Source organism: Candidatus Woesearchaeota archaeon (genome assembly GCA_016214075.1).
Taxonomy (GTDB): domain Archaea; phylum Nanobdellota; class Nanobdellia; order Woesearchaeales; family DSVV01; genus JACRPI01.
The window spans coordinates 1-22841 of record JACRPI010000021.1 but is presented as its reverse complement, the minus strand read 5'-3'; the positions used below and the strand labels follow the sequence as shown (position 1 = coordinate 22841).

The following is a 22841-nucleotide window of genomic DNA, read 5'->3' as shown; positions in this document are numbered from 1 at the left end:
AATTGACATCCTCCCATGCCTAAAGGCCTCGCTTCGCTCGCCCCTCCGCTTCGCTTCGGGGATGGGATTCCAGTAAAGAGTGGCTTTGGCGTGATGCGCCTCGAGATAATTCTTCGCTTTGTCCAATGTTATGTGTCCTACGCTTCCAACAAATTTTCCAGGACTCCAAAGATGTCCTCTTTTGTAGAGCTTCCGCAAAAGCGGAAGCTCAATGAAAAGACATCTCGCAGTGTAACCTTTCAATTTGTGTAAAGTTTCTAGTGGCGTCATTGTTAATGGTAATGACGCCAAAACGTGGACATGGTCTACATCAACTTCACAATCTTCGATTGTGAAGTTGTATCTTTTTGCACATTCGTGCAAAAAGATCTTACAGAGACCTCTCTTCTGCTCTGAAGAGAAAATTTTATATCTGTATTTGGTACACCATTGCAAGTGCCACATGCTCCATCCTACGGAGCGGTTGTAGGCATGTTTTCTCCGGTGAGGCGCATCACTTTACCACCAAAAAACAGAGAAATATTTCTCTAGAAAAACTTACCGCTATTCATCCCATACCTAAAGGACGTCCAGCTGCTACGCAGCTGAACTTATGGGATTTCTAGCGGATTTTCTTAAAGGTTCCCATAGATTTACCCTTATTCAGTAGTGACATATTAACAGCAGAGAAAGAAGGAGTTTAAGCAACATAACTTTATATATCAACAGCGCGCACTGAAGAATATGAAATGCATCCAATGTGGAAAAGCAGTAGAGCAAAAAAACGCGGTCTTGTGTAATGAGTGCTTCAGCAAAAAACACACCACATTGAAGTCGTACCAAGAGCATACGCTGCTCATTTGCGAAAGTTGCGGTTCCTACAAATATCAAAGAGAATGGAAGCACCCAAAACCTGAAGAAGAAGCGATGAAAGAAGCAGTACTCCAACATTGTAATTTTACAATACAGCCAGACGCGATTGATTTTGACATTGAATTAAAGGAAGAACATGGAAAAGTGCAGATGGGAACAGTCACGCTTCGAACAGAAGCAACGATTGACGAGCAGAAACTCATTGAAGAGCATGAATTTCCGATAAAAGTAAAACATATTATGTGCGATAAATGCACACGAGCAAGAACAGAATATTTTGAAGGAATTCTCCAACTCAGAGGAGAAAACAAAGAAGTACTCAAAAAAGCGCATGAATTTATTCTTCAGGAAATACGCCGCGCAAATGAAAAAGGCGTATTTGTGACCAAAATGGAAGAAGTCACTAATGGCATTGATTACTACGTCACAAAACAGCAATATCTGCCCATCATCACCAATAAGATCGTCGAGAAATTTGGAGCAGTGGGAAAGACGCATGGAGAACTTTATACCAAAAACAGACAAACAAGTAAAGATGTATATAGAGTGAATGCGAGTGTGCGACTGCCGTCGTATGAAGTAAACACCATTGTGGAATATGAAAAGAAGTATATCAAGCTAACTAATATTGGAAAACAGTTGCAAGGAACAAATCTCAAAAATGGGAAACGAACAACGATTGACGAAAAAACAAAGATGAGAATCTGCGCAACACCAGAAACGTTCAGAAGAGTACAAGTCACAAAAGAATATCCTCATGTTGAAATCCTTCATCCAGAAACATACCAAAGTGTACAAATAGAGAATCCAGAAATATATCAAAAAGGAGAAAAGAAAGAAGTTCTTGTTGCAGTGATTGACGAGAAAGTGTGGATTGTGTAGCTTTCTTTAAGGAAAATAGAGAAGAACTGATAAAAGATAAGGATTATATAAAAGCATAGCAAAATATATATATCCCTAAGTGATTCTATACACTATGGGACGAAAAGTAATTCAGATCGCTGATTCAACACAATTAATTTCTCTTCCAAGACAATGGACTAAAAAGTATAATGTCAAAAAAGGCGATGAACTGGAAGTCGTTGAAAAAGACAATATGCTTGAAGTTTCAACGAAGCGGGAAGATCAAGAAATGGAGATCACTCTTGATGTCACTGGTCTTGACAAAACCTGTATTGCTTATGCGCTCAGAAGTGCGTACCGACGAGGGTATGACGTCATTAAAGTCGTATTTAACAATAAAACTGCGCCACATTATAGAACAGGAGAATCAATCTTAGTAACAAGCCTTTTGCATAAAGAACTACAACGTTGGGTAGGAATGCAAATCATTGAACAAAAAGAAAATTACTTTGTGTACAAAAGCATATCAAAAGCATCATTTGATGATTTTGAACTCATGTTCAGAAGAACATTTCTTTTATTATTAGACATTTGTGAAGATTTGCTCAAAGGAGCAAAAGAAAAAGATATGCTTCATTTGCAAACCATCGAGGAAAAGTATGATAATATTGTTATTTTTATGACGTATTGTATGCGGCTTCTGAACAAGATTGGATATTCACAGAAATACAAAAACTCATTGCTTCACGTCATTTTATTTAATTTATACAAGATTGCAGATATTGTCAAATATTCTGCGCGAGATGTTATGAAAGCGAAAAAACTGCATCCAAAAACAGAAGCAATACTCAATCAGATATTCCAGACAGTACGAATGTATTATGAATTGTTCTACAAATACGATATCAATAAATTCTCAAAAATATACGAGCACAGAGATCGTATTCTAAAAGATATTGAAAACGCGAAAAAGATAGTCTCATTAGAAGATATTATGCTTTGTGTCTATTGCAGACAGACATTAGAACTAATTGTGAGTAATCTCGAAGCAACAGCAACGTATTATCTTGAAGAAGGAAAGCCTGTTGAGAAGATGAAATGATTTCTTGAGAAATGGTTTAATGGTGATTGAGCACAATAATATTACCTAAATCCTACCCATAATTCATGATACATACCCGGACCCTGCCCTGCGGGAATTCTATCTGTTAAGGAGAAAGAAACACCATATAGAAGACCATCACGAACGTCATAACGGCACCAGGTTCCGCGTCTTTCAGTCACGCGTTCTCCTAACGCGCGAAGAACAAAATAATCTGTGCCTGCGCGTTTTTCTTTAATGTCTTGGAGAGAAACTGGACCTGCTTCTGAAGGCTGTAAATAAATACTGAATCTTCCTTGCGATCCGGATGTCCTTGATCCAGAATCAATATCAACTATTTTTATTGAAGCAACTAATTCTTGAAGAAGAGATTCCTGTAATCCACGTTCTCGTGCATATCGTGGAACAGTCTCATCAAGGAGACCCTCTGATAACCGTCTCCCTACTTTAAGGACAGAAGGCTTTCGTGTAAAAAGATCAGTGGAGCATGCAGTAACATACCTGTTATGAAGGTGCGCAGGAACAATATCTCTTCCAGTAGCTGCGCGATTAAACTCACTGTAAATTTCAAAAAGAGCTTTTATTCTTCTTGCAATGTCTGTCGCAAGAATATCGTAATCATGCTGTTCTGCTCGACGAGGATAAATGAATGGACGAAGATCATCGGAACGCAATGCATTGTTCACAAATACAGCATGATAGTTCACTGCGTCTTGCTCTTCAAATTCACGAATACTATCAATGCTTTGTTGTAATCTTCGATTAATCAATGTGCGCTGCTCAGCATCTGCGGCGTCATAACTAAAATCAAGAGGGAGTTGCCTTTTTCCTTGAAGACGTGAAATAACGCGAGAACGAAGATGATCTTCTTGTGTTGGATCAGTAGTTATAAGAACACGAAGCTTATAGGGAAGTGTTGGATATTTTTTAAGAGCGTTTAATCCATTGATTCCCGTAATATGAACAATAGGAATCTCAACGCCATCAAACGCGTGTGGAGAAATTGCGTAAAGATCGTCATCAACAGTAAACCACGCAACATAACCAAGAGGATCTTCTTGTAACTGTGTAAGTGTACGACTTCGTGCTTCTATTCCTGATGCAACTGCAAATTCTTCACCTGCGCGAGCTTGTCGAAAAGGGGCATGACTACTTATTTTTCGAAAGCGAGTATCCTCAGAAAGTGCGTCAGTAATCGTGTCTTTGCCCACAACACGAGCGCCGTACATAGCAATAGATTCTTTTAAAACTGGTTCGCACTGAAGAACACTTGCTTCAAGAGTCATTCGACCAGGATCTCGACTTCTCCCATTTACTACTGCAGGCACTTCTATTTCCCCCAAATTTTTACACCCATTAAAGAGTGACATATCTATAAGTTAGATACAGAGAAGTGAAAGTCTATTTATAAAGATTATGACCTTTTGACACGGCAAGAAAAAGAAAAGCAGACAATATTAAAGACCTTATAAAAAGGATTAAAAGGCGTGCTGCTTTCCACTCTTATATGAATAGAAACCCGAGATACCTTACTGCAAGAACGCGACTAGCTGGAGTGAGGTACATCGATGAAGTAGACAAGTTTGATAAAGTGATTGGAACTATTCCTTATGATGAAGCGCATAAAACAGGAGCATGGCATCGATCTGTTCACATTTTTATTTTTGACAATGAAGATTTAGAAGAACTTCTTCTTCAATTACGAAGTGGAAAGAAAAAACAAGGAAGTTTACAATACCAAACTTCTGCGGCAGGACATGTTGATGAAGGAGAAACATATAAAAAAGCAGGATATAGAGAAACAAGAGAAGAGCTTGCGTTTGGAAAAGCAAGATTGCCAAAAGGATTAGCACTTAACATGGGTCCAAAAATAATAAATAGAACTCGTTTTGGAAGTGGAGAGAGGGAAGTATATAATCGAGAGCACATACAAATTTATTGGGGCATTAGTCCTGAGGGAAAAAATACAGAGTACTTCTTTGATAGAGCAGAAACAGAAGCGCTTCTGTGGAAACCAATAGAAGAAACAAAAAGAGATTTAGAAAATGAAGAGAGAAGAAATAATTATACTCCTGATTTTAGGAATGTATTTGCAGCATTGAGAGGGCATGTGCTTCAAAAGTAGATTTCTAAAGCCAAAAAACCGACATCTATAAATACCCCTTTCCACAAAAATACAGTATGCAACAAGTTCAACTTACAAAAAAACCAAAGAACGTCACGATCATCGAAGGCTTCCCTGGATTTGGTCTCGTCGGAACAATTACCACAGAATATCTTCTTCAACATTTGAAATGCGAACTTATCGGAACTTTTTGGATAGAAGAAATGCCTGCGACTGTTGTTGTTCATGATAATGAACTTGTACCGCCAGTCGGGCTTTACTACAATCAAGAATATAATCTTCTCATCATTCACGCGATTACAGGCACGATGGGTGTTGAATGGGCAATCGCGGAGTACATCAATGAAGTTGCAAAACAATTAACCGCAAAAGAGATCATTACAATTGAAGGAGTTGGTGCTCCTGCTGAAGCGCCGGAATCACAGGCATACGTGTATACGCTTAATCAAAAAAAGCTCGAGAGTTTCAAAAAACTAGGAGTCAACGCGTTAAAAGAAGGAATTATTGTCGGCGTAACATCCGCGTTGCTCCTCAAAACAAAAACAGATACAGTCGCGTTGTTTGCGGATACACATTCTAAATTACCGGATAGCAAAGCAGCGGCAAAAATAATTGAAGTGCTCGATAAATATCTAGGGCTGAAAGTAGATCCAAAACCACTGGTTCAAACAGCAGAACGCTTTGAGAAGAAGCTGCAGGAACTTATGGAAAAGAGTAAAGTGGTCACAGAAGAAGCGAAAGAAAAACAGATGAATTATGTTGGTTGATTTTTTTATTTGATGTTCTATTTTGTAAGAAGGATATTTTCTGAATTTTTCTATATTCATAATAACCCCATTGCGCCAAAAAAGGCGCAATGGGTCCCCATGACATTTTGCCTTTGCTGGTGCGTGTTTTAGAATTTGTCATGGCTCAGTTTAACTTTTAATCGCCCTACTGCTTTACTGTCAGAGGAACCCGATTTTTCTTTCAGAAAAATTGGGGTCTTTATTAGAAAGTATAAATGAAAAGAAGAAAAATACACTCAAAAAAAGAGAAACAAAAAAACGCAACTAATGAATCCTTCTTTTATCAATTAATTCACAAACATAAAGGACCGCTGCGAGGAACAACACATAAAAGAGCAAAATAAACACATCATTGCCTGCAGAGAAGAATGAATTTCCAAAGATCACCAGTTGACGAAGAACTCCTTCACTGAGCACAAATGGATTATAGACCGCGATAGAGCCAATGGTTTCTGACAAGCTTTCGATAGGAATCAGGAAGGAGGAAAAGAGCAGGAAAATACTGGAAAGTGAAATGGAAGCAAGAGTAGATGTTTCTTCAGAAACAAAAAGATAGCCAATAGACATGCCGAGGAGAATAAAGATAGAACCAATAATAAGGATTGCGAACAAAATAGAAGGAAAATTTGAAAAGATGGAAACCCCAAACGCAAGATCCGCGATAACAAGGAGAATCATCGCCTGAAAAAAGACAACGATAATGTTCGTGAGATAAATGCTCACTAAAAATGTAAAATCAGGAATTGGCGTGATATAATTTCTGAAATACGCGCGTGATTGTTTTTCTGTCATAACTATCGTAGAAGAAAGCAGAATGCTCATGAACATGATCACAAGAACAATAAGCGCAGGCATAGTATAATCAAGATACGACTTTTTCTCAAGAATAGGTTTGATACGGGTGAGTACTGGATTGACAATATCCTCTGCGTCACCGATAGCGGCTGAAGACATGCTGTCGCTGATTTCGCTAATACTTTGTTGCACAGCGTCAATCGTCGCGATATTTTCATCAAGCAGCGCAATCATTGCGTCAATGTCCGAAGCAATCGCATCTTTCTGCTCGCTGATCTCATCAATTTTCGCGGAACTCGCTTCAAGTTGGCTTTGGAGAGAATCAAGATTTGTTTGCGCGGCCGCAAGAACAGATTCCTGCTGTGATTGCGCGGTTTCAAGCTGGCTGCGAACATCGTCAAGTTGCTCTTGGAGTTCATCAAAATCTGAACTAATACCTTCTGCTTCTGACGCGGCGGATTCGAGCGCGTCCTGCACAGAAGTGAGATCAGTGCAAGGATCAAAAGAAAGCCCTTCGACAGAACTAAAATCAAACGCGCACGCGAGAGAAGCGTATTCATCAACAGTGTCCTGAAAATCAGTGATTTGATCAACCTGACTATTCAGTTCTTCTTCAAACGAAGAAATATAGGATTCAAGATCATCAAGAAGCGCTTCGCCTGTCGCGGTCGTTTCCTCCGCTATAGTTCCAAATTCATCAATCTGACTACTGCTCTCAGAAATATAGGATTCAACATCGCTAATGCCAAATTCGCTGCTACTCACTTCAATGCCGCTGAGTTCAGCAGAAAGAGTTTCAAGACTTTCTTTCATTTGCTCTGCGTTGCTGGAAAGATCGCTGATGAGCGACGCCTTTTCAGAAATTTGCGCAGCTGTCGCGTTCATCTGTTCGATAAGTAATTTTGTATATTCAACGCTGAGGTCAGTAGAAATATCTTCCACTTCTCCTGTAATGACATTGAGGATAGTAAAGACGAGATTCACTTTGCTGTAATCGACGTGGAAAATAATTTCACGAGCTATGGATTCTTCAGACAAACTTCCAGGAAAACTAATGCAAAGGTGCACACCACCACTCTTCACAAGATCAATACATTCTTCTTCTGTTGAAGATCGTGTAACAGCAAAATCATTATCTTCAAGACTCTTGAGGATTTTATCAAGAACTTCATTTTCTTCTGCTGCGTAAACACCAACACGAATGCCGTGAAGGCTTGAGGTGTTAAATGCCGCGCCAATGAGAAAGATAATAAAAAAAGGACCGAGAAGAATAACGAGCGCGGAAGAGCGGGATCTAATAAGAACACGGAAATTCTTTTTTATCATCTCAAGAACAATCTTGAGATACGCAATGGGATTCATCATTTTTTATTCCATCCTTGTATGAGTTTCTATGTCATTTTAATCATGACTGCGTTCACGACGTCTTCAGGCCAGCCTTGTTGAAGTAAGGTCTGCCGTGCCTGCTCTTTTGTATAACCTCGGCCAAGTATTTTTTTGATGTAGTCCACAAGCTGATCTTCGCTTGAGCCGCGAATTTTTTGTTTTTCTGTTAGCGCTTCAAACACTTCGTTAAGACTTGGCTTGTCCACGTGAACATCAAGCAATCGCTCACGCATCGCTTCCAAAATCAACAAGATTTTGTGCAAAACAAATTCAGCCTGAGATGTATACACAATAAGTTTATGGTCATGCACAGTAATGTAATTCACAGGCAATCGCTCACGTCGAATTTCCGCAGCAATCTGTGGATATTTTCCAGGGAATGTTTCAAGATGAATTTCTTCATCCTTGCTATATAAATCTTTGAGCTGGTCAGGAGGACCAATTTTCAATAACTCCCCATGATTAATAATCCCAATTCTCGTGCAAAAATGACCAATTTCACCAAGCAAGTGGCTCGAAACAATAATTGTTGTTCCGGTCGCGTTAATTTTAGTGATCAACTCCCACATATGTTTTCGCAAACCTGGGTCAAGTCCCGCGGTGGGTTCGTCTAAAATAAGAATCTTGGGGGAATGCATGAGCGAGCATGCAAGATCTAAACGCCGTCGCATCCCCCCCGAGAGATTCTTTGCTTGAGCATTACGAAAATCAGTAAGTTCGACAAGACCAAGAAGATTTTCAGCGCGTTCCTTGATGATTTTTTCAGGAACACCGTAGAGCTGACCAAAATAATGAAGATTTTCATAGAGCGTCAGTTTTTCGTAGAAACAATTATCCTGACTTCCAAAACCAAAGATTGTTCGAATAAGACGCGGATTTTTGGAGATATCCTTGTCCTGATAAAGAATCATTCCTGAATTTATTTTGTAGAAGCCAATGAGACAGCGGAGCAGCGTTGTTTTTCCCGCGCCGCTCGCGCCGATAAGACCAAAGATTTCTCCTGGAAAGATAGAAAGAGTGATGTCCCGGAGAATCAGTTGTTTTTCTATTTTCTTGTAGACGTTCTGAAAACTGATGAGCGGCGCGTGCGCAGCAGACGCGTCATGAGGAGAAGGATTTGCGGTATTTTGAGGAGGAGCAACCTGATTTTGCGTAGTTGGAGCGGAAGCTCTCGCTGAGGAATTTCTAGGAATCAACCTATGTAAAAGTCCTCCACCTTCAGATGGAGAGGTAGTTGCTTGCATGCTGCTTATTTTTGACTATTTTATGCATATAAAGCTTCGTAGTAACTGAAGAGTAGAAATTGTTGAATAACACAGACGCACCACTCGCTGGCATCCCAATCACAGCACAATCTCCATATCCTGCTTCGTGCACGTCTGGATATCATTCTGGAGCGCAAGAAGTGTTCCCGGAATCATGAGCGCCACAATTTCCGCGACGCATTTCTCTTTTTGCTGCGCATAAGCGTCTGCTTTTTCTTTATACGTCTTCAACATATACGCCGCTTCATCATATTGCTGTTTCGCGAAATCTGAAGCGCATCGTTTCTCGATTTCTTTCTGCCGCTGAACAAGGACATGATGTTCAACGAGATACGAGCGAAGATAATCTTCAGTAAGAATCGCAAGTTCATCGGCAGTTTTCTCTTTTTTGTCATCTTTTATTTCAAGCGCGTCCGCAAGAAGCTGTTCGCGAACAAGAGCCAAAACAGAAATAAGAGAAAAAGAAATATCCTGCTCCAATGTAGCAAGAGGACTTTCAAGATACGGCGTAAGAAACGGTTCTTTTTCTGGTTGCAGTTTCATAAATTTGCGAAGCGCTTTGTCAAGCACAGAAAAATGGGAACGAAGAATCTGAAGATGAGCGTCTGTTTTTTTAGAAGCGATTTCTTTTTCAACAAGGGAATGAAGGTAGTGCTGGTAAGAAGAACTTTCCTCTACCTTCTTCCGTTTCTCTTCAGCCTGCGTCTCCAGTTCCTTAAAGTGCGCGTAATCTTCTTCTGCCTGTTTTTGTTCAGCGAGAAGTTTTTCTTTTTGATTAATCTTTTGCTTCACAAGGTCTATTTGTTTTCTGATATCAGTGATAGCTTCAATGCTTTGTTTGTTGAGCAGCTGCTGAAGTTGTTTAATTACTTCATCAACATCCTTGATGTTCTTCGCGACAGCGTACGCTTCATTGGCGAAAAAATGCTGAAGAACAGCGTATGGCTTCAACGTCGCTGCGTGATACCCTTCAATTTCTTTGGAATAAAGGGAAGCAAGGTTTTTCATGTCAACATAGTCAAGTTTTTCTTTTGTTGTAATTGCGGAAAGTTGTGTGTGAAACTGCCGTGAGCGCATGATATAAGAACTTTTATTGCCTTTCATGATTCCTAGTTCTCGAGCGCCAACATTTTTGTTGCGTAGTTCCGCGTGCTCAAGTTTCGTTACATTTGCGTCGAGAGCGAAGAGACAGTCATCTATTTTTTCAAGAATAGGCTGCGCGGTTTCAGTCACGCTTTTCGCGTTCTGCAAAAGCCGCTGTTCAAGCCACGCGTCAAGTTCAGAAAAAGGAACTGTATGTTTTGGAAGAACCACTTCGACTTCTTCTGTTTTGAATAAAGAGGTAATTTTCTGAATAAGCTGTCGCATAAAGAGGTGAGAATGCGGCAGTTTTTATATGTTATGAAGGAAAATGAGAAAAGAGTTGTTTCAAGTTTCGTAAAAGAGAAGAAAAACCAGTATAACTTTTATAAACGCTAAACCATTATTCCCTGACATGAAATACGATCTTGAGCTTGAGAAAGCAATCGAAAAAATAAAAGAAACAAACGCGAAGCTTGTTTGTATCCAGCTTCCTGATGGAATTAAGCCAAAAGCGCGGGAAATCTGCGACACGCTGCAGAAAGAAACAGGCGCGACAATTCTTATTTGGCAGGGAAGCTGCTATGGCGCTTGTGATTGGCCGCTCGGCATTGATAAATTGGGAGTCGATCTTCTTATTGCGTGGGGACATTCTGTCTGGAAACACGATACATTTGAAGGTATTGCAGTGGATGAGTAATTTCCAGCACAAACTTTAAATCTTTGAAGAGAAAAGAAAACGGTGGAGAGGGGATTTGAACCCCTAAGAGCCCGGGAGGACTCCACGGCTCTCTGGAAGTCCAACGCAAGTTGGACTCCTTCAGGCCGCCACTCAACCAGGTTGAGTATCTCCACCATACCAATTTCTAAGAACAAACTTATTAAAGTAAGTATCGACGAGTTTTCCGAAAATTTTCAGCAAAAATCACGTATTTTTTCGGATCAACCGAAAGACTTTCGCCAAAAAATATTTTTGCCGAAAAGATTACGAATAGACCGAAAGAAAAACCAAAAAAAAGAACAAAAGACAAAACCAACCAATACATATTTATATCTCTATTCTTCAAAGAAAACAATGCCCACAGAAACAGAAGTTAAAATCAAGATTGACAATCTTGAAGTCATGAAGGCAAAAATTCTGGAAATGCGCGCAGAGCCGTTCAAAAAGAGAGTGCTTCAGATAGACTATGCGTACGATAACAAAAACAAACTGAAAAAAAATGGAGAATGTCTAAGAATAAGAGACAATGCAATTTTGACGTACAAAGGTCCAAAACAAAAAGGATCAAAGATGAAGATTAGAGAAGAAATAGAAGTAATGGTGGATAATGGCAAATATCTTGCAGAAATTCTCGGAAAGCTAGGGTATTTTCCAACGCAAAGAAAAGAAAAATATAGAGAAGCGTATATTTTTCACCTCACCCAAATTTGCTTAGATGAGACGCCAATGGGGCCATTCCTCGAGATTGAAGGATCAAAGGAAGGAGTGCTTGACATCGCAAAAAGACTCGGATTTAAAGAAAAAGATTTTAACAATAAATCTTATGGAACGCTCTGGGAAGAATACGCGAAGAAAAATAAAATCAAAGGAGACATGGTATTTCCTAAGTGAAGAGACCAAAGATAAAAAAGGAACATGACAACAACAAACAAAGATGCTAAAGCAGAGTTTATGATTGAAGCGCCCGTTCTTCAAAAATTAAAACCAAAAATTCATGAACTTATAGAGCTGCTCAAAAAAACATTGGAAGCAAAGCAACCTATTCTCATTAGGCATCACGCGGACGCGGATGGCTATACCGCGGGAATTGCGTTAGAGCGCGCGCTTCTCCCTTTAATAGCTGCGCAACATCGACGAGAAAGAGATGTTTCATATTATTACCAGCGGCTTCCCTCACTCACCCCATACTATGCGTATGAAGACGCGACAAAAGACATCCAAACATTTCTGAGAAACGCGGAACAGTTTGAAATGAAAGCGCCACTCATCCTCCTTCTCGACTTTGGATCAGGAGGAGAAAGCCTTGCGGCGATACAAAAAGTAAAAATCTATGGAGCAACAGTCGCGGTCGTCGATCATCATCCCGCTGATGAGCACATCACGCAGGCAACAGAAGTGCACATTAATCCGCATCTTGTGGGATCAACGTATGATTTCAGCGCGGGAATGCTGTGCGCGGAGATTGGGCATCTTATTTGCGAGGAAACGAAGAACAATTATCCACACCACTTTTATTTTATCGCGGCAGTGTCAGGAACAGCGGACAAAGTCGCGAGCGAAGAATACAAAAAATACATGGCAATGGCTAGCCATCACGGCTTTGCGAAAGAGTTTGTCCACAAAGTCGCGAGCGCGTTGGATTATGAAGCGCACATTCTTGGTCCAACATCAGGAAGAGAGATTGTGCAAGATATTCTAGGAAGAGATGAAAAGAAACAGCACAAATTATTAGCGCTTGCAGAAAAGCAACTGGATAAATTGTTTACCGCGCAACTAAGCTCTTGTCTTACATTCGCGGAAGTTGTTGAGAAGAAGCATTTCCTCTTTGTGAAAGTGCCTATTGAACAATTAAGCACGAGCAGAAACGCGTATCCTCCACGAGGAAAATCAATCGGGTTAGTGAGCCAGCATTTCGCGGATCAAAATAAGAAGGCACTCGTCGTAGGAATTGGATCATCCTCATTCAATTTTCGCTGTAATAAAGAGATCAAGGATTTTGATGTCAATCAATTTATTACATTATGCAAAAAGAAATTTCCCTACGCGCAGGTTTCTGGTGGAGGCCATAAGCAGGCAGGCTCGATTATCTTCGTCGCGGCAGCGTATAAAGAGATGTACGATGCGTTGGAAGAGTATGTTAATACGTTGAAAGAGTAGAAACAAACAGAAACCAATTCTCAAATCGCTAAACACACAAAAGAATCGCCATTCTGTCCTTTTGAATCCCTAAATATTTTTTATTTTGTAATAAAACGATTTTAGAAGAAAAGAGAGAATGCAGTGATCAAGTAAACAAGCGCAGTCATGAAAATAAATCCTGAAAATTCTTGTGCGAGGAATATACACTTTCTCCAAAAACTCATTTTTTCAAGAGAGGGAAAAAGAGAAACAACCCACAAAACTACGACAACAAGAAAGAGCGAAAGCGTAAGAAAAAATACATCCTTATCCGCACTCGCCAGAAAGAGTGTCAGCGGGGAAATATACAGAAATCCTCGAAAAATATCCTCTTTTTTATCCTTTGTTCTCCAAAAAAGAAAAACATAAACCAAAAAAAGAACAAAAAAAGGAAGTATTTTCTTGAAATCAGAGAAATAAAGAAAAAAGAGAGCAGGAGCAAGAAGAATAGTGAAAGAGAACAGAGAAGTCAAAACATCAATTTTCTTTTTATAGAGAGAAATTTCTTCTTGTGCAAGGACAGACAAGAAAGAACCACCAAGAACTCCAAGCAGGAGTGAACTCATCTGCAACAAGAAATTTTGCAAAATAAAATTCATGAAAACCCCCCACAAAAAGATAGATAAGTAAAAAATAAAAGAAAAACTAAAATGTTTCTTTCTTCATCAATGCGCTTTCAACACTGAATTCTCCATTGCCATAGACAAGGACAACGAGGAATGCGCCAAAGAAGAGCAACGCAAGCTCTCCACCATTGGAGAGAGGGTTCATGCCCTGTGGAAAGTGCACCATAAAATACGCGACAAGCATTTCAACAACGCCAACAAGTGCTCCAAGTCGCGTGAAGAGACCAAGGATCAATAGAACACTAATCGCGAGTTCAAGAACGCCCGCAACACCCATCATGCTTGCAAGATCCACTGCTGTACCGCTGGGAATCCCAAACTTCATGAGACCGTGCATGAGGAACAACACTCCAAACACCAATCGAAATAATAATACAAAACACCTTTTCCTTTATCTGTATACGTTTCTAATAAACCCATAAAAACCACCCCGGTTTCTGTTTTTTTTATTTTCTCAAAATCTAAGATAGTGAAAGGAATCCTAATAGTATCGTTGCATGTTCAGATATGCTTTAAGCATATTGTACAAGTGCATGGTATCCTCCGCGACGAGAGAGTAAAATTTATCTGTATTAATTTTGTAAATGTATTGATCAAAAACAGCGCGCATGAAGAAGATAATCGGCTTTCCTTCCCATTTGCTTTCCCAATCTGTTTCAAGGTATCCATTAAAAGTAATCGCGACCTTTCCCTGCTGCATATTGACGCGGTGGTTGTCCTTCATAACCACAACATCTTTAATGTTCGTGAAAAGAAATACTATCTTCATAACTTCTTTTGCGTAATCGTTAACTTTTTTCCATGGTTCAATCTCAATCTCTATCTGCCGGCCTTCTTTGAGAACTTGCTCAAAATTTCTTTTTTCAAATTTATCAAATCCTTTTTCTCTGAACCATTTATCCATGACTCTATAGAACTCGTTCACATCAAGTAAGCCTTGATAGTTTAATCGTAAGGTATCGACAACAATTCTTCGTTCAACCATTTTAGGCAGTTTAAGGAGGTTTCTTTATATAAAGCTTTTGGAGAGGAAGTTTTAGAGAAAAACTTCACCACACATCATAATGTTCATTCCCTTTCGTCATAAAGTTCAATGATTCTTTAATAACGTTCATGAGTTCGTAAGACTTAAAACGAAGCTTATCTTCCCAAAGCGTATCATACTTTTTCTTCCACATGTGAGTCATAAGAAAAGACATCATGGTTTTGTGGAATTTGCTCCTCCCCATACGTTCCGCGAAATCAACTTCTAAACCAGGAGTAATTCGAATAAGAATAAGTCCTCTTTGTAATTTTTTTGTTTGGCCATCTTTGACCACGTCAATGTCCATAACGTCCTGAAACTGAAAATGAATGTTCATCCAATACATGACAAAATCAGTCACCTTTCTATGCGCGTTCCAGTCAAAGGAACGCTCTTTGCCACCTGTTTGCAGCATAATGCTTTTGTATTTAGATTCGTGCACTTGATATCCTCTCGAAATAAGCCAATCATGGACAATTTTGTACAATTCGTTAATATCAAAGACACCTTTATAGCGAAGAACCTGAGAAAGGGTGTCATCTTTTGCGCTTCCGATCTGTCCTTTATCAAAACCGGGAGATCGGAGAAATCCTTCCATGCCTGCCATAGACTAATTTCTGGATGATGATGGATATAAAGGTTTCTGTGTTGCCCTCTAAAATGAAAAAAATCTTTCTAAATACACAAAGAATTGTTAGAGTACCATTCTTCAATTGTCTTCCTCTTGATTCTGAGTTCCATTCAATTTTTCTTCTAAAGCTTTTTTTATTGTTGAAACGTATAAACGCAATTGTAATTGAATCTCTTTCCAATCTTGTTGTATGATATCCTTGCCTTCATACTTATTCCTATTTCGTGTGTTTCTGATCTTCTCAAAGAAATTCCAATCAAGCTCTAGTTCAGGGAATTTTATACAAATATATGCAAAACATCCTTGATGATTACTTATTTTGATTCCATTGCATTTAATCAGTGCCTCGCAGAGTTCTCGCAAAACGTCATAATACAAGGTATAAATAACTCGCCAGTTTATTATCTGTTGTTTAAGAAGGAATTCAATATACTCCGCATTTTCTACTGCTGCATTTCGCATCTTTTTAATAAGAGAAAAATCAGTTTCGCTTATTTTAAATTCTCCATCAACTAGAAATAAATCATACACTTCTTGAGCTGTCTTTTCACGCATGTAATGTCGCCTCAAACGGTTCGATAGTTCCTTTTACATGAATTCCCGCAAGGATATTTGGAATAACGGACGGTTCTAATCTTTTTAACGCTTCTGCTTTTTCATAGTGAAAAACTTGTATTTCTCTTTTTAGTTTTTTTTCAAAGTATCCTTTTTCAAAGTCATTTACGTTTCCAAAAATAAAGAGATCTATGTCGCTTTTATCATGCCAATCTGCCCTTGCAAAACTGCCGAATATAATAACAGTCTTCGCATCTTTAAGCGTACTTAAATGTTCTAAAAAACCCGTTTTCTGAAATGTAGTAAGCGCATACAATTTTTTTTGCACCTGAAAAGAAGGATTTTTATAATTCGCGAGATAATAAGGCATTTTCCCTTTTTCTTTTATTTTGTGTATTAGGTTTTCTCTTTTCAGACGTTGTAACCATTTGTTTGTTTGCGCTCTGCTTAAGCCTGACTTTTTGAGAAGCTCCTCAAAATGCCAATATTTAGTGGTATAGTTGAAGAACAGTTCTTTGATGTTCTCTTTCCGTTCCATAATAGTATGGATAAGCATACTAATATAAAAATCTTTGTTTGTTGGCGCAAGTGCAAACAGAATGGCATTAAACCAAATTTTACAATAAATATAAAAGCAAGCGACGCATAACAATATCCATGACCAAACTCACCCTCCTCAACGCGAAAGGAACACGAGATTTTCCGCCAGAAGAACAGATTCTCAGAAGCAAGATCCAAAACATTCTCGTAGAAACATTCGAACTTTATGGCTTCTCCCCATTAGAAACACCAGTTCTTGAACGATTTGACATTCTCTCCAGTAAATATGCGGGGGGAGCGGAGATTCTTAAAGAAACCTTCAAACTCACGGATCAAGGAAAAAGAGAACTCGCGCTACGATATGATCTTACAGTTCCATTATGCAGATTTATTGGCATGACTCCTTCAATCAAATTTCCATTCAAACGCTATCAAATAGGAACAGTCTATCGCGATGGTCCTGTCGCGTCAGATCGCCTCAGAGTATTCACCCAATGCGACGTGGATATTGTTGGCGCGAAAAGCATGGCAGCGGACGCGGAGTGCGTGAAGCTCGCGGAATTTGTGTTCAAAAAACTCAAAATAAAAGCAACCATTGAACTGAACAACAGAAAATTCCTTGACGGATTATTAGAAGATCTTGACGTTCCTGAAACAAAATGGGTAGACTGCATTCTCATCATTGATAAAATGAAGAAAATTGAGCAGAAGCAGATGGAAGAGGAACTGAAACAGGTCGGTCTTGAAAAAGAGCAGATCACCAAAATTCTCAAAATCCTGAAAGAAACAAAAGGAACAAATGAAGAAAAAATAAAAACGCTCAAGAAACAACTCAAGGGCAAAAGAAGCAATGAGGGGCTTGCGGAAATCGAACAAGTTCTTGCGGCAATTCCTGACGCGGATAAGAGAAATATCCACTTCATGCCAACATTAGCGCGAGGGCTTGCGTATTATACAGGAACAGTCTATGAAGCAGTGCCAATGGACAGCGACATCCATTCTTCAATTGCCTCTGGCGGCAGATACGACAAAATGATTGGACAATTTTTAGGAACAAAACTCGAATATCCTGCGGTAGGCATTAGCTTTGGACTAGATCGATTATATATTATGCTTGAAGCACGAGAAAAAAACAAAATCAAAACAATTACAGAAGCATTTGTTATTCCAATTAATGAGAAGAAAGAAGCAGAAGAGCTTGTACGAAAACTCCGAGAAGCAGGAATAAAGACAGAAACAGATATCATGGAACGCGGTCCATCAAAGAATTTGCAGTACGCGGATTCCTTAAAGATTCCATTTGTCCTGTTTGTAGGGGAAGAAGAAGTGAAGGCAAAAAAATTCAAGCTCAAAGAGATGAGCAGTGGAAAAGAGTATAGCGAAACTGTTGATGGAATTGTTGAAAAGATTAAAGAACGTCGAAAAGAAGAGTAAATGTATTCTATAATACTAAAGAGCACTGATTCACAGTTCTAGAAAAGAGTTCCACAAAACTCATAAATCTATAAGTTCTTAATTTTTATAAGGATAAAGTATAAATCATTCCTTGACTATACATCTAAAAGGGGGTAGTAAGAATATGTCAACACAAATTAAAGAGCTTATTAAGCCTATACCAATAGTGCCATACTCCATGAACATAGCAGGGATAGCAGTAACAATGGACTTGAACAAAACGCATTGCGTCCTTGTTGAACACGTGGATGGATCACTAGGAATTATCGCGGAAAAGGATATTATTCGAAAAGTAGTAGCGCGATGCAGAGATCCTTCGAAGATTAAAGCATACGAGATTATGACACAGCCGATAATAACCGCAGATGGAGAAACAGATATTAAAGACGCTATTGAGATCATGCGTGAGTGCAAGATCCGAAATTTAATTATCACCAAGGGAGATAAAATTCTTGGAGTGGTCAAACGAACAACAATTCTCAACAGCATTAAATTTGAAGAAGAAGAAGATTGGACAGCAGAAGTTCCTACGCAACAAACAGTCCATACAAAGGAGTTAAGATTATAAACTTCCGTTCAGAACAAAAATATAAATACTTCAACAAATAGAATTCTTCCATGCGCAAAAACACAGAAGTCGCAAAAATCCTGTACCAGATCGCGGATCTTCTTGAAATACAGGATGTACAGTGGAAACCAGCAGCGTACAGAAAAGCTAGCCAAAGTGTCGAAAGCGCTTCTGAAGACATTAGTGTTCTTGTCAAAGAAAAGCGACTGCATGAACTTCCTGGTGTTGGAGAACATATTGGAACAAAGATACAGGAGCTTGTAGAAACAGGAAAACTGCAGTATCTCGAAAAACTGAAAAAAGAAACACCTATTGATATAGAAAGTCTTTCAAGAATCGAGGGGCTTGGCCCAAAGACATTGAAACGACTCTGGAAACAACTGAAAATCAAGAATATTGAAGATCTCAAGAAAGCAGCAGAGACAGGAAAGCTCGCAGAAGTAGAAGGAATAGGAGAAAAAAAGCAACAGCAAATTCTCGAAAGATTGCGACGCCTCAAAACACAAGGTCCTGAGCGAATGCCGTTAGGGATTGCTGCGCCCATCGCAGAAGAGATCGCAAAAATATTGCGAGCAGTACAAGGAGTGCAGCAAGTGGAGATCGCAGGATCATACAGAAGGGGCAAAGAAACAGTGGGGGATATTGATATTCTTGTTGCCGCGACAGAAGCAAAGCGAGTGATGGATGTTTTTGTTGCGATGAATGGTGTTGCGGAAATACTTGCGCAAGGGTCAACAAAAAGCAGTGTGCGAATGGAGAATGGATTACAAATAGATATTCGCGTTGTGCAAAAAGAGCAATACGGTTCTGCGCTCCAATATTTCACAGGAAGCAAAGAGCATTCTGTCGCGTTACGAACAATCGCGGGAAAGAAAGGATTGACGCTCAGCGAGTATGGATTGTTCACCATAAAAGAAAAGAAACTTGTCGCAAGCAAAACAGAAGAAGAAGTCTACAATAAGTTAGGACTGCAATATATTCCTCCTGAGATGCGGGAGAATCGTGGTGAGATTGAACTCGCGCAAAAGAAGAAAATTCCAACGCTTGTTGAACTGAAAGATATCAATGGAGATTTCCAGACACAGACAACGTGGAGTGATGGAAGTCATACAATTGAAGAGATGGCAAAAAGAGGGGAACAGCTGGGATGGAAGTTTATCACTATCACAGATCACGTCGGGGGGATTGGAATTACAAATCCGCTTGATGAAAATCGCTTGCAAAAGCAGGCTCTGATGATTGACAAGCTCAACAAAAAGATGAATATTCATATTTTCAAAGGAGCGGAGATTGATATCACAAAAACAGGAGCACTTGCGCTTTCTAAAAAAGCATGCAAGGAGTTAGATGTCGTGCTCGCATCCATTCATTCCTCATTTAGAATGCCACAAAAAGAGATGACAAAAAGAGTTTGTTCTGCATTGGAAAATTACCCTATTCATATTCTAGGGCATCCAACAGGTCGCTTAATCAACCGCAGAGATCCATTAGATTTTGACGCAGAAAAAGTGTTTGAAACAGCAAAAGAGCGAGGAGTATTTTTGGAGATTAATGGACAGCCCTCTCGCATGGATTTGAATGATGTACATGTGCACAAAGCGCGAGAGCTTGGTTGTCAGTTTGTCGTCAGTTCTGACGCGCACGCAGTGGATCAGTTGGAGTATGTGAAGTATGGTCTTTTGACTGCAAGAAGAGGATGGTTGCAGAAGAAGGATGTGTTGAATACGAAGACTGTTACGCAGATTGAGAAGGTGTTGAGGAAATAATTTATTTCACAAATGCAACACCACCAAAACTGTGAAACTCTTTATCCCCAGTCAGGAAAAGAAGTCCGCGTTCTTGTGCCATAACATATCCTAATGCATCTGCATAAGAAATATTCTGCTTCACATATTTCAAGCGAAATTTCGCAGCAAGAACAATGTCTTGGTCTTTAATGTCAATTTTCAAAGGAAGATATTTCTGAAAATATGTATCTGCAACAGCAGAGCCAAATGATCTGAGAAGATGAAAATAAAGTTCATAGAGTTGAAGAAGGGTTGTATAGCCTTCAACGTCAGCATATTTCTCGTAATTTTTATTTCCCTTAATGATCTCAAGAAATGCGTAAGTATCTAAAAAATACTTTAGAACCATTCTTTTCTCAACTCATCCTTTACTTTTTGAGAATCAATTTTCCATTCTTTTAGTGTTCCAAAGGTTTCCCTAAGAATATTTTTTGGCTTTACTTCTAAAGTAATCTCTTCATTAGCGGAGATGTGTTCTCTCATGACAATCTCTTTAGGAAGAACAATCCCAATAGAATTTCCCCACTCTTTTGCTGTTGCTTTGAACTGTGACATAATTAGACTATAAGTATAACTAATATATAAATGTTTTCGCATGAATAGACCTTACGCTTCAAGTTCTTCACCAGTAAACATGTCTATTGATAGTTTAGAAACAAGATGAGGAACATCTTTATTATCTTTTTTCTTGACTTCAATGATTCCAATTCCTGCAAGATACTGAATGTTTCTAAAGACTACTTCGTATGGTTTATCCAGTTCTTGCGCAAGCTGATAAATACTTTTAATGTTATTTCTATAAATTCTTTGGATGAGTTTAATTCTTTCAGGACTAAACACTTTGTTAAATGTTTCTGGAGTCATCACTAATCCTTTTTCAGCATCATCTAAAGTGCCTGCTTCTATTTTTTTGTTTATTTCTTTATTGTACTTGCTTATTGAGGTAACAACTTTAATTTTTAGCATAGTTTGAGCATATATGACTTAGTAAGTCATATATTTAAAGTTTTCGATAGAATTCTACTTCGTCAAACAAACAACCACATCATCAATCAAGAATGTATGTTCTGCCTGACTGACCATGCCTTTGGAAACTTCAACAAGTGGCGCGTGTCCTTGCACATTGCCGTTCATTTTTAATTGCGCCAAAGCCAACGAAACCTTATTCACGCCATGTTTTTCATCGAGCCATCGTCGTGCGAAAGGAACGTGCTGAAATTTCTCAATATCCTGCATCATTTGTCGTGCGATTGGACTGCGCACAGGCCGATGAGAAACCTCTTCAAAAATCACAGTCTCACCAGCATCTTTAATTCTTCCTTCACCAGTTGATGCGAATGGTTCAATTGCAATGATCATTCCTTTTCCCAAAACAACTTTCTCTTTGGTGTCATAGTTTGGAATAGAAGGTCCTGTGTGAATTTGATAGAGCGCAATGCCATGTCCAGATAAGTTTCGGATAGGCTGAAATCCATGCGACGTAATGGTTTCTTCAACCACGCGACCAATTTCTGCGACAGGCAAACCAATTTTCAGAATCTTCATAGCGTTTGCGAGTGCTTGCTGCGATGCTTCGACTAATTTTGTTCGTTTACCAGACAAGTCAATGGTATACGCGGTATCTCCAATTGCTCCTTCATAGCAAACACCAATATCAACTTTAATAATTTGATCGGAAAGAACAATGGAATCATTCAGAACAGGAGTGTAATGCGCGGCGATTTCGTTCAAAGAAAGATTCACAGGAAACGCGGGGAATGCTCCTTTTTCTCGAATCTTATCTTCAATAGCGTTTGCAATATCAAGCAATTTTGCTCCTGGTTTAATCAAGGATTTTGACCATTCACGAACATCAGAAGCGATTTTCCCTGCTTTGATCCATTTTTCTTTATCTTCTGGATTCATGATGTTTGGATATTGTTTCATGAAAGGAAAAAAGAGGGATTTGTTTATATGGTTTGCTGTTCGAAAAGCACAAACTATTTAACAAAGAAGAGAGAAAACAAGCACATGAGTTATCCAACAATAAACACAAAAGCGCCAGAGTTCAAATTACCAGACCAAAACAACAAACAAACGTCTTTGAAAGATTTCAAAGGAAAATGGGTTGTCTTGTATTTCTATCCAAAAGACGACACTCCTGGCTGCACAGTCGAAGCGATTGATTTCACCAAAGCAAACAAACAATTCAAAGAACTAAACGCAGTTGTTATCGGAGTAAGTCCTGATGACAACAAAAGCCACTGCAAATTTATTGAAAAACACAAATTAGATATTACCCTCCTCAGCGACACTGAAAAGAAAATACTGGAAGCGTACGGGGTCTGGCAGGAGAAATCCATGTACGGCAGAAAATATATGGGTGTCGCACGAACAACATTCTTAGAGCCTATCCCGAAAGGAATAAATAGTAGCTTTCTCATTGAATAGATATTAGGGAATGGGTCACGTGAGAATGAGAAGAGGTGACCCGATGGGATTAGTTGTTAGAGATGATGGTTGGAGAATTCCGGATGAACT

26 protein-coding genes and 1 tRNA gene are annotated in these 22841 nt (G+C 39.1%); 11 read left to right on the top strand and 16 right to left on the bottom strand.

The annotated features are described in order from the left end of the window. On the bottom strand, positions 1-444 hold a 444-nt coding region (gene tnpA, locus HZC31_04825), incomplete at its 3' end, for an IS200/IS605 family transposase (GenBank protein MBI5002684.1). Between the two features lie 279 nt (positions 445-723). On the opposite strand from tnpA, the gene HZC31_04820 reads away from it, so the two are divergent. Together HZC31_04820 and HZC31_04815 are read left to right on the top strand one after the other, a co-directional pair. Beyond that, positions 724-1734, top strand: coding sequence for a hypothetical protein (locus HZC31_04820; GenBank protein MBI5002683.1), 1011 nt, complete (start codon positions 724-726; stop codon positions 1732-1734). 94 nt (positions 1735-1828) lie between these two features. Further along, a complete protein-coding gene (locus HZC31_04815; GenBank protein ID MBI5002682.1) occupies positions 1829-2797 on the top strand; it encodes an AbrB/MazE/SpoVT family DNA-binding domain-containing protein in 969 nt (322 codons plus the stop codon). Between the two features lie 41 nt (positions 2798-2838). Here HZC31_04815 and HZC31_04810 read toward each other — a convergent pair whose 3' ends face one another. Next, complete coding sequence (locus HZC31_04810) at positions 2839-4125, bottom strand: hypothetical protein (GenBank protein MBI5002681.1); 1287 nt, start codon at positions 4123-4125, stop codon at positions 2839-2841. A 179-nt stretch (positions 4126-4304) separates the two neighbouring features. On the opposite strand from HZC31_04810, the gene HZC31_04805 reads away from it, so the two are divergent. Then, a complete protein-coding gene (locus HZC31_04805) occupies positions 4305-4922 on the top strand; it encodes an NUDIX domain-containing protein (GenBank protein MBI5002680.1) in 618 nt (205 codons plus the stop codon). 56 nt (positions 4923-4978) lie between these two features. Then, complete coding sequence (locus HZC31_04800) at positions 4979-5689, top strand: proteasome assembly chaperone family protein (protein MBI5002679.1); 711 nt, start codon at positions 4979-4981, stop codon at positions 5687-5689. Positions 5690-5974: 285 nt separating this feature from the next. Here HZC31_04800 and HZC31_04795 read toward each other — a convergent pair whose 3' ends face one another. The 3 genes from HZC31_04795 to HZC31_04785 all read right to left on the bottom strand — a co-directional run bounded on the left by HZC31_04795 (position 5975) and on the right by HZC31_04785 (position 10524). Then, positions 5975-7870, bottom strand: coding sequence for an ABC transporter permease (locus tag HZC31_04795; protein ID MBI5002678.1), 1896 nt, complete (start codon positions 7868-7870; stop codon positions 5975-5977). A gap of 26 nt (positions 7871-7896) precedes the next feature. Further along, a complete protein-coding gene (locus tag HZC31_04790; GenBank protein ID MBI5002677.1) occupies positions 7897-9135 on the bottom strand; it encodes an ABC transporter ATP-binding protein in 1239 nt (412 codons plus the stop codon). 99 nt (positions 9136-9234) lie between these two features. After that, entirely contained in the window at positions 9235-10524 is a 1290-nt protein-coding gene (locus tag HZC31_04785) for a hypothetical protein (protein MBI5002676.1), read from the bottom strand. A gap of 127 nt (positions 10525-10651) precedes the next feature. Here HZC31_04785 and HZC31_04780 point away from each other — a divergent pair, with 127 nt between their 5' ends. Continuing rightward, entirely contained in the window at positions 10652-10936 is a 285-nt protein-coding gene (locus HZC31_04780; protein ID MBI5002675.1) for a diphthamide synthesis protein, read from the top strand. Between the two features lie 40 nt (positions 10937-10976). On the opposite strand, the gene HZC31_04775 is transcribed toward HZC31_04780, so the two are convergent. Further along, a tRNA-Phe gene (locus HZC31_04775) sits at positions 10977-11092 on the bottom strand. A 219-nt stretch (positions 11093-11311) separates the two neighbouring features. Here HZC31_04775 and cyaB point away from each other — a divergent pair. Continuing rightward, positions 11312-11848: a class IV adenylate cyclase gene (gene cyaB / locus HZC31_04770; protein ID MBI5002674.1), complete on the top strand. Its 537-nt coding sequence runs from the start codon at positions 11312-11314 to the stop codon at positions 11846-11848. A gap of 24 nt (positions 11849-11872) precedes the next feature. After that, positions 11873-13114, top strand: a complete 1242-nt coding sequence (locus HZC31_04765) for a hypothetical protein (protein ID MBI5002673.1) — start codon at positions 11873-11875, stop codon at positions 13112-13114. A 101-nt stretch (positions 13115-13215) separates the two neighbouring features. Here HZC31_04765 and HZC31_04760 read toward each other — a convergent pair whose 3' ends face one another. From HZC31_04760 to HZC31_04735, 6 genes are all read right to left on the bottom strand, one after another. Beyond that, on the bottom strand, positions 13216-13734 hold the full coding sequence (locus tag HZC31_04760; GenBank protein ID MBI5002672.1) for a hypothetical protein: 519 nt from the start codon (positions 13732-13734) through the stop codon (positions 13216-13218). A gap of 46 nt (positions 13735-13780) precedes the next feature. Then, positions 13781-14098: a DoxX family protein gene (locus HZC31_04755; protein MBI5002671.1), complete on the bottom strand. Its 318-nt coding sequence runs from the start codon at positions 14096-14098 to the stop codon at positions 13781-13783. A gap of 144 nt (positions 14099-14242) precedes the next feature. Beyond that, positions 14243-14746 carry a hypothetical protein gene (locus HZC31_04750; protein ID MBI5002670.1) on the bottom strand — a complete coding sequence of 168 codons (504 nt, stop codon included), beginning with the start codon at positions 14744-14746 and terminating at the stop codon, positions 14243-14245. 64 nt (positions 14747-14810) lie between these two features. Beyond that, the gene (locus tag HZC31_04745; GenBank protein MBI5002669.1) at positions 14811-15392 is read right to left on the bottom strand and encodes a hypothetical protein; all 582 of its coding nucleotides are present in this window, start codon (positions 15390-15392) and stop codon (positions 14811-14813) included. A gap of 102 nt (positions 15393-15494) precedes the next feature. Continuing rightward, a complete protein-coding gene (locus tag HZC31_04740) occupies positions 15495-15971 on the bottom strand; it encodes a hypothetical protein (protein MBI5002668.1) in 477 nt (158 codons plus the stop codon). Further along, entirely contained in the window at positions 15964-16509 is a 546-nt protein-coding gene (locus HZC31_04735) for a nucleotidyltransferase domain-containing protein (protein MBI5002667.1), read from the bottom strand. The genes HZC31_04740 and HZC31_04735 overlap by 8 nt, the downstream gene beginning before the upstream one ends. 119 nt (positions 16510-16628) lie before the next feature. On the opposite strand from HZC31_04735, the gene hisS reads away from it, so the two are divergent. The 3 genes from hisS to polX all read left to right on the top strand — a co-directional run bounded on the left by hisS (position 16629) and on the right by polX (position 20300). Next, on the top strand, positions 16629-17945 hold the full coding sequence (gene hisS, locus HZC31_04730; protein MBI5002666.1) for a histidine--tRNA ligase: 1317 nt from the start codon (positions 16629-16631) through the stop codon (positions 17943-17945). Between the two features lie 145 nt (positions 17946-18090). Continuing rightward, on the top strand, positions 18091-18534 hold the full coding sequence (locus HZC31_04725) for a CBS domain-containing protein (GenBank protein MBI5002665.1): 444 nt from the start codon (positions 18091-18093) through the stop codon (positions 18532-18534). 50 nt (positions 18535-18584) lie between these two features. Beyond that, on the top strand, positions 18585-20300 hold the full coding sequence (polX, locus tag HZC31_04720; GenBank protein MBI5002664.1) for a DNA polymerase/3'-5' exonuclease PolX: 1716 nt from the start codon (positions 18585-18587) through the stop codon (positions 20298-20300). Between the two features lies 1 nt (position 20301). Here polX and HZC31_04715 read toward each other — a convergent pair whose 3' ends face one another. Genes HZC31_04715 through HZC31_04700 form a run of 4 tightly spaced genes read right to left on the bottom strand, consistent with a single transcriptional unit; the run spans position 20302 to position 22247 of the window. After that, positions 20302-20670, bottom strand: a complete 369-nt coding sequence (locus tag HZC31_04715; GenBank protein MBI5002663.1) for a PIN domain-containing protein — start codon at positions 20668-20670, stop codon at positions 20302-20304. Next, the gene (locus HZC31_04710) at positions 20661-20876 is read right to left on the bottom strand and encodes an AbrB/MazE/SpoVT family DNA-binding domain-containing protein (GenBank protein MBI5002662.1); all 216 of its coding nucleotides are present in this window, start codon (positions 20874-20876) and stop codon (positions 20661-20663) included. Before HZC31_04710 ends, HZC31_04715 begins: the two co-directional genes overlap by 10 nt. 51 nt (positions 20877-20927) lie before the next feature. Further along, positions 20928-21287 carry a hypothetical protein gene (locus HZC31_04705; protein MBI5002661.1) on the bottom strand — a complete coding sequence of 120 codons (360 nt, stop codon included), beginning with the start codon at positions 21285-21287 and terminating at the stop codon, positions 20928-20930. Positions 21288-21341: 54 nt separating this feature from the next. Beyond that, positions 21342-22247 (bottom strand): type II methionyl aminopeptidase, encoded by a 906-nt coding sequence (locus HZC31_04700; GenBank protein ID MBI5002660.1) that lies wholly within the window; start codon positions 22245-22247, stop codon positions 21342-21344. An 84-nt stretch (positions 22248-22331) separates the two neighbouring features. Between HZC31_04700 and HZC31_04695 the strand changes: the two genes are divergently transcribed. Beyond that, positions 22332-22751, top strand: coding sequence for a peroxiredoxin (locus HZC31_04695; protein ID MBI5002659.1), 420 nt, complete (start codon positions 22332-22334; stop codon positions 22749-22751). Positions 22752-22841: the final 90 nt, after the last annotated feature.

Bases quoted from the DNA above. Each gene is read 5' to 3' on its own strand.
- HZC31_04820 (MBI5002683.1), top strand. From the start codon at position 724: ATGAAATGCATCCAATGTGGAAAAGCAGTAGAGCAAAAAAACGCGGTC.
- HZC31_04815 (MBI5002682.1), top strand. From the start codon at position 1,829: ATGGGACGAAAAGTAATTCAGATCGCTGATTCAACACAATTAATTTCT.
- HZC31_04805 (MBI5002680.1), top strand. From the start codon at position 4,305: ATGAATAGAAACCCGAGATACCTTACTGCAAGAACGCGACTAGCTGGA.
- HZC31_04800 (MBI5002679.1), top strand. From the start codon at position 4,979: ATGCAACAAGTTCAACTTACAAAAAAACCAAAGAACGTCACGATCATC.
- HZC31_04795 (MBI5002678.1), bottom strand. From the start codon at position 7,870: ATGATGAATCCCATTGCGTATCTCAAGATTGTTCTTGAGATGATAAAA.
- HZC31_04790 (MBI5002677.1), bottom strand. From the start codon at position 9,135: ATGCAAGCAACTACCTCTCCATCTGAAGGTGGAGGACTTTTACATAGG.
- HZC31_04785 (MBI5002676.1), bottom strand. From the start codon at position 10,524: ATGCGACAGCTTATTCAGAAAATTACCTCTTTATTCAAAACAGAAGAA.
- HZC31_04780 (MBI5002675.1), top strand. From the start codon at position 10,652: ATGAAATACGATCTTGAGCTTGAGAAAGCAATCGAAAAAATAAAAGAA.
- cyaB (MBI5002674.1), top strand. From the start codon at position 11,312: ATGCCCACAGAAACAGAAGTTAAAATCAAGATTGACAATCTTGAAGTC.
- HZC31_04765 (MBI5002673.1), top strand. From the start codon at position 11,873: ATGACAACAACAAACAAAGATGCTAAAGCAGAGTTTATGATTGAAGCG.
- HZC31_04760 (MBI5002672.1), bottom strand. From the start codon at position 13,734: ATGAATTTTATTTTGCAAAATTTCTTGTTGCAGATGAGTTCACTCCTG.
- HZC31_04755 (MBI5002671.1), bottom strand. From the start codon at position 14,098: ATGCACGGTCTCATGAAGTTTGGGATTCCCAGCGGTACAGCAGTGGAT.
- HZC31_04750 (MBI5002670.1), bottom strand. From the start codon at position 14,746: ATGGTTGAACGAAGAATTGTTGTCGATACCTTACGATTAAACTATCAA.
- HZC31_04745 (MBI5002669.1), bottom strand. From the start codon at position 15,392: ATGGCAGGCATGGAAGGATTTCTCCGATCTCCCGGTTTTGATAAAGGA.
- HZC31_04740 (MBI5002668.1), bottom strand. From the start codon at position 15,971: ATGCGTGAAAAGACAGCTCAAGAAGTGTATGATTTATTTCTAGTTGAT.
- HZC31_04735 (MBI5002667.1), bottom strand. From the start codon at position 16,509: ATGGAACGGAAAGAGAACATCAAAGAACTGTTCTTCAACTATACCACT.
- hisS (MBI5002666.1), top strand. From the start codon at position 16,629: ATGACCAAACTCACCCTCCTCAACGCGAAAGGAACACGAGATTTTCCG.
- HZC31_04725 (MBI5002665.1), top strand. From the start codon at position 18,091: ATGTCAACACAAATTAAAGAGCTTATTAAGCCTATACCAATAGTGCCA.
- polX (MBI5002664.1), top strand. From the start codon at position 18,585: ATGCGCAAAAACACAGAAGTCGCAAAAATCCTGTACCAGATCGCGGAT.
- HZC31_04715 (MBI5002663.1), bottom strand. From the start codon at position 20,670: ATGGTTCTAAAGTATTTTTTAGATACTTACGCATTTCTTGAGATCATT.
- HZC31_04710 (MBI5002662.1), bottom strand. From the start codon at position 20,876: ATGTCACAGTTCAAAGCAACAGCAAAAGAGTGGGGAAATTCTATTGGG.
- HZC31_04705 (MBI5002661.1), bottom strand. From the start codon at position 21,287: ATGCTAAAAATTAAAGTTGTTACCTCAATAAGCAAGTACAATAAAGAA.
- HZC31_04700 (MBI5002660.1), bottom strand. From the start codon at position 22,247: ATGAAACAATATCCAAACATCATGAATCCAGAAGATAAAGAAAAATGG.
- HZC31_04695 (MBI5002659.1), top strand. From the start codon at position 22,332: ATGAGTTATCCAACAATAAACACAAAAGCGCCAGAGTTCAAATTACCA.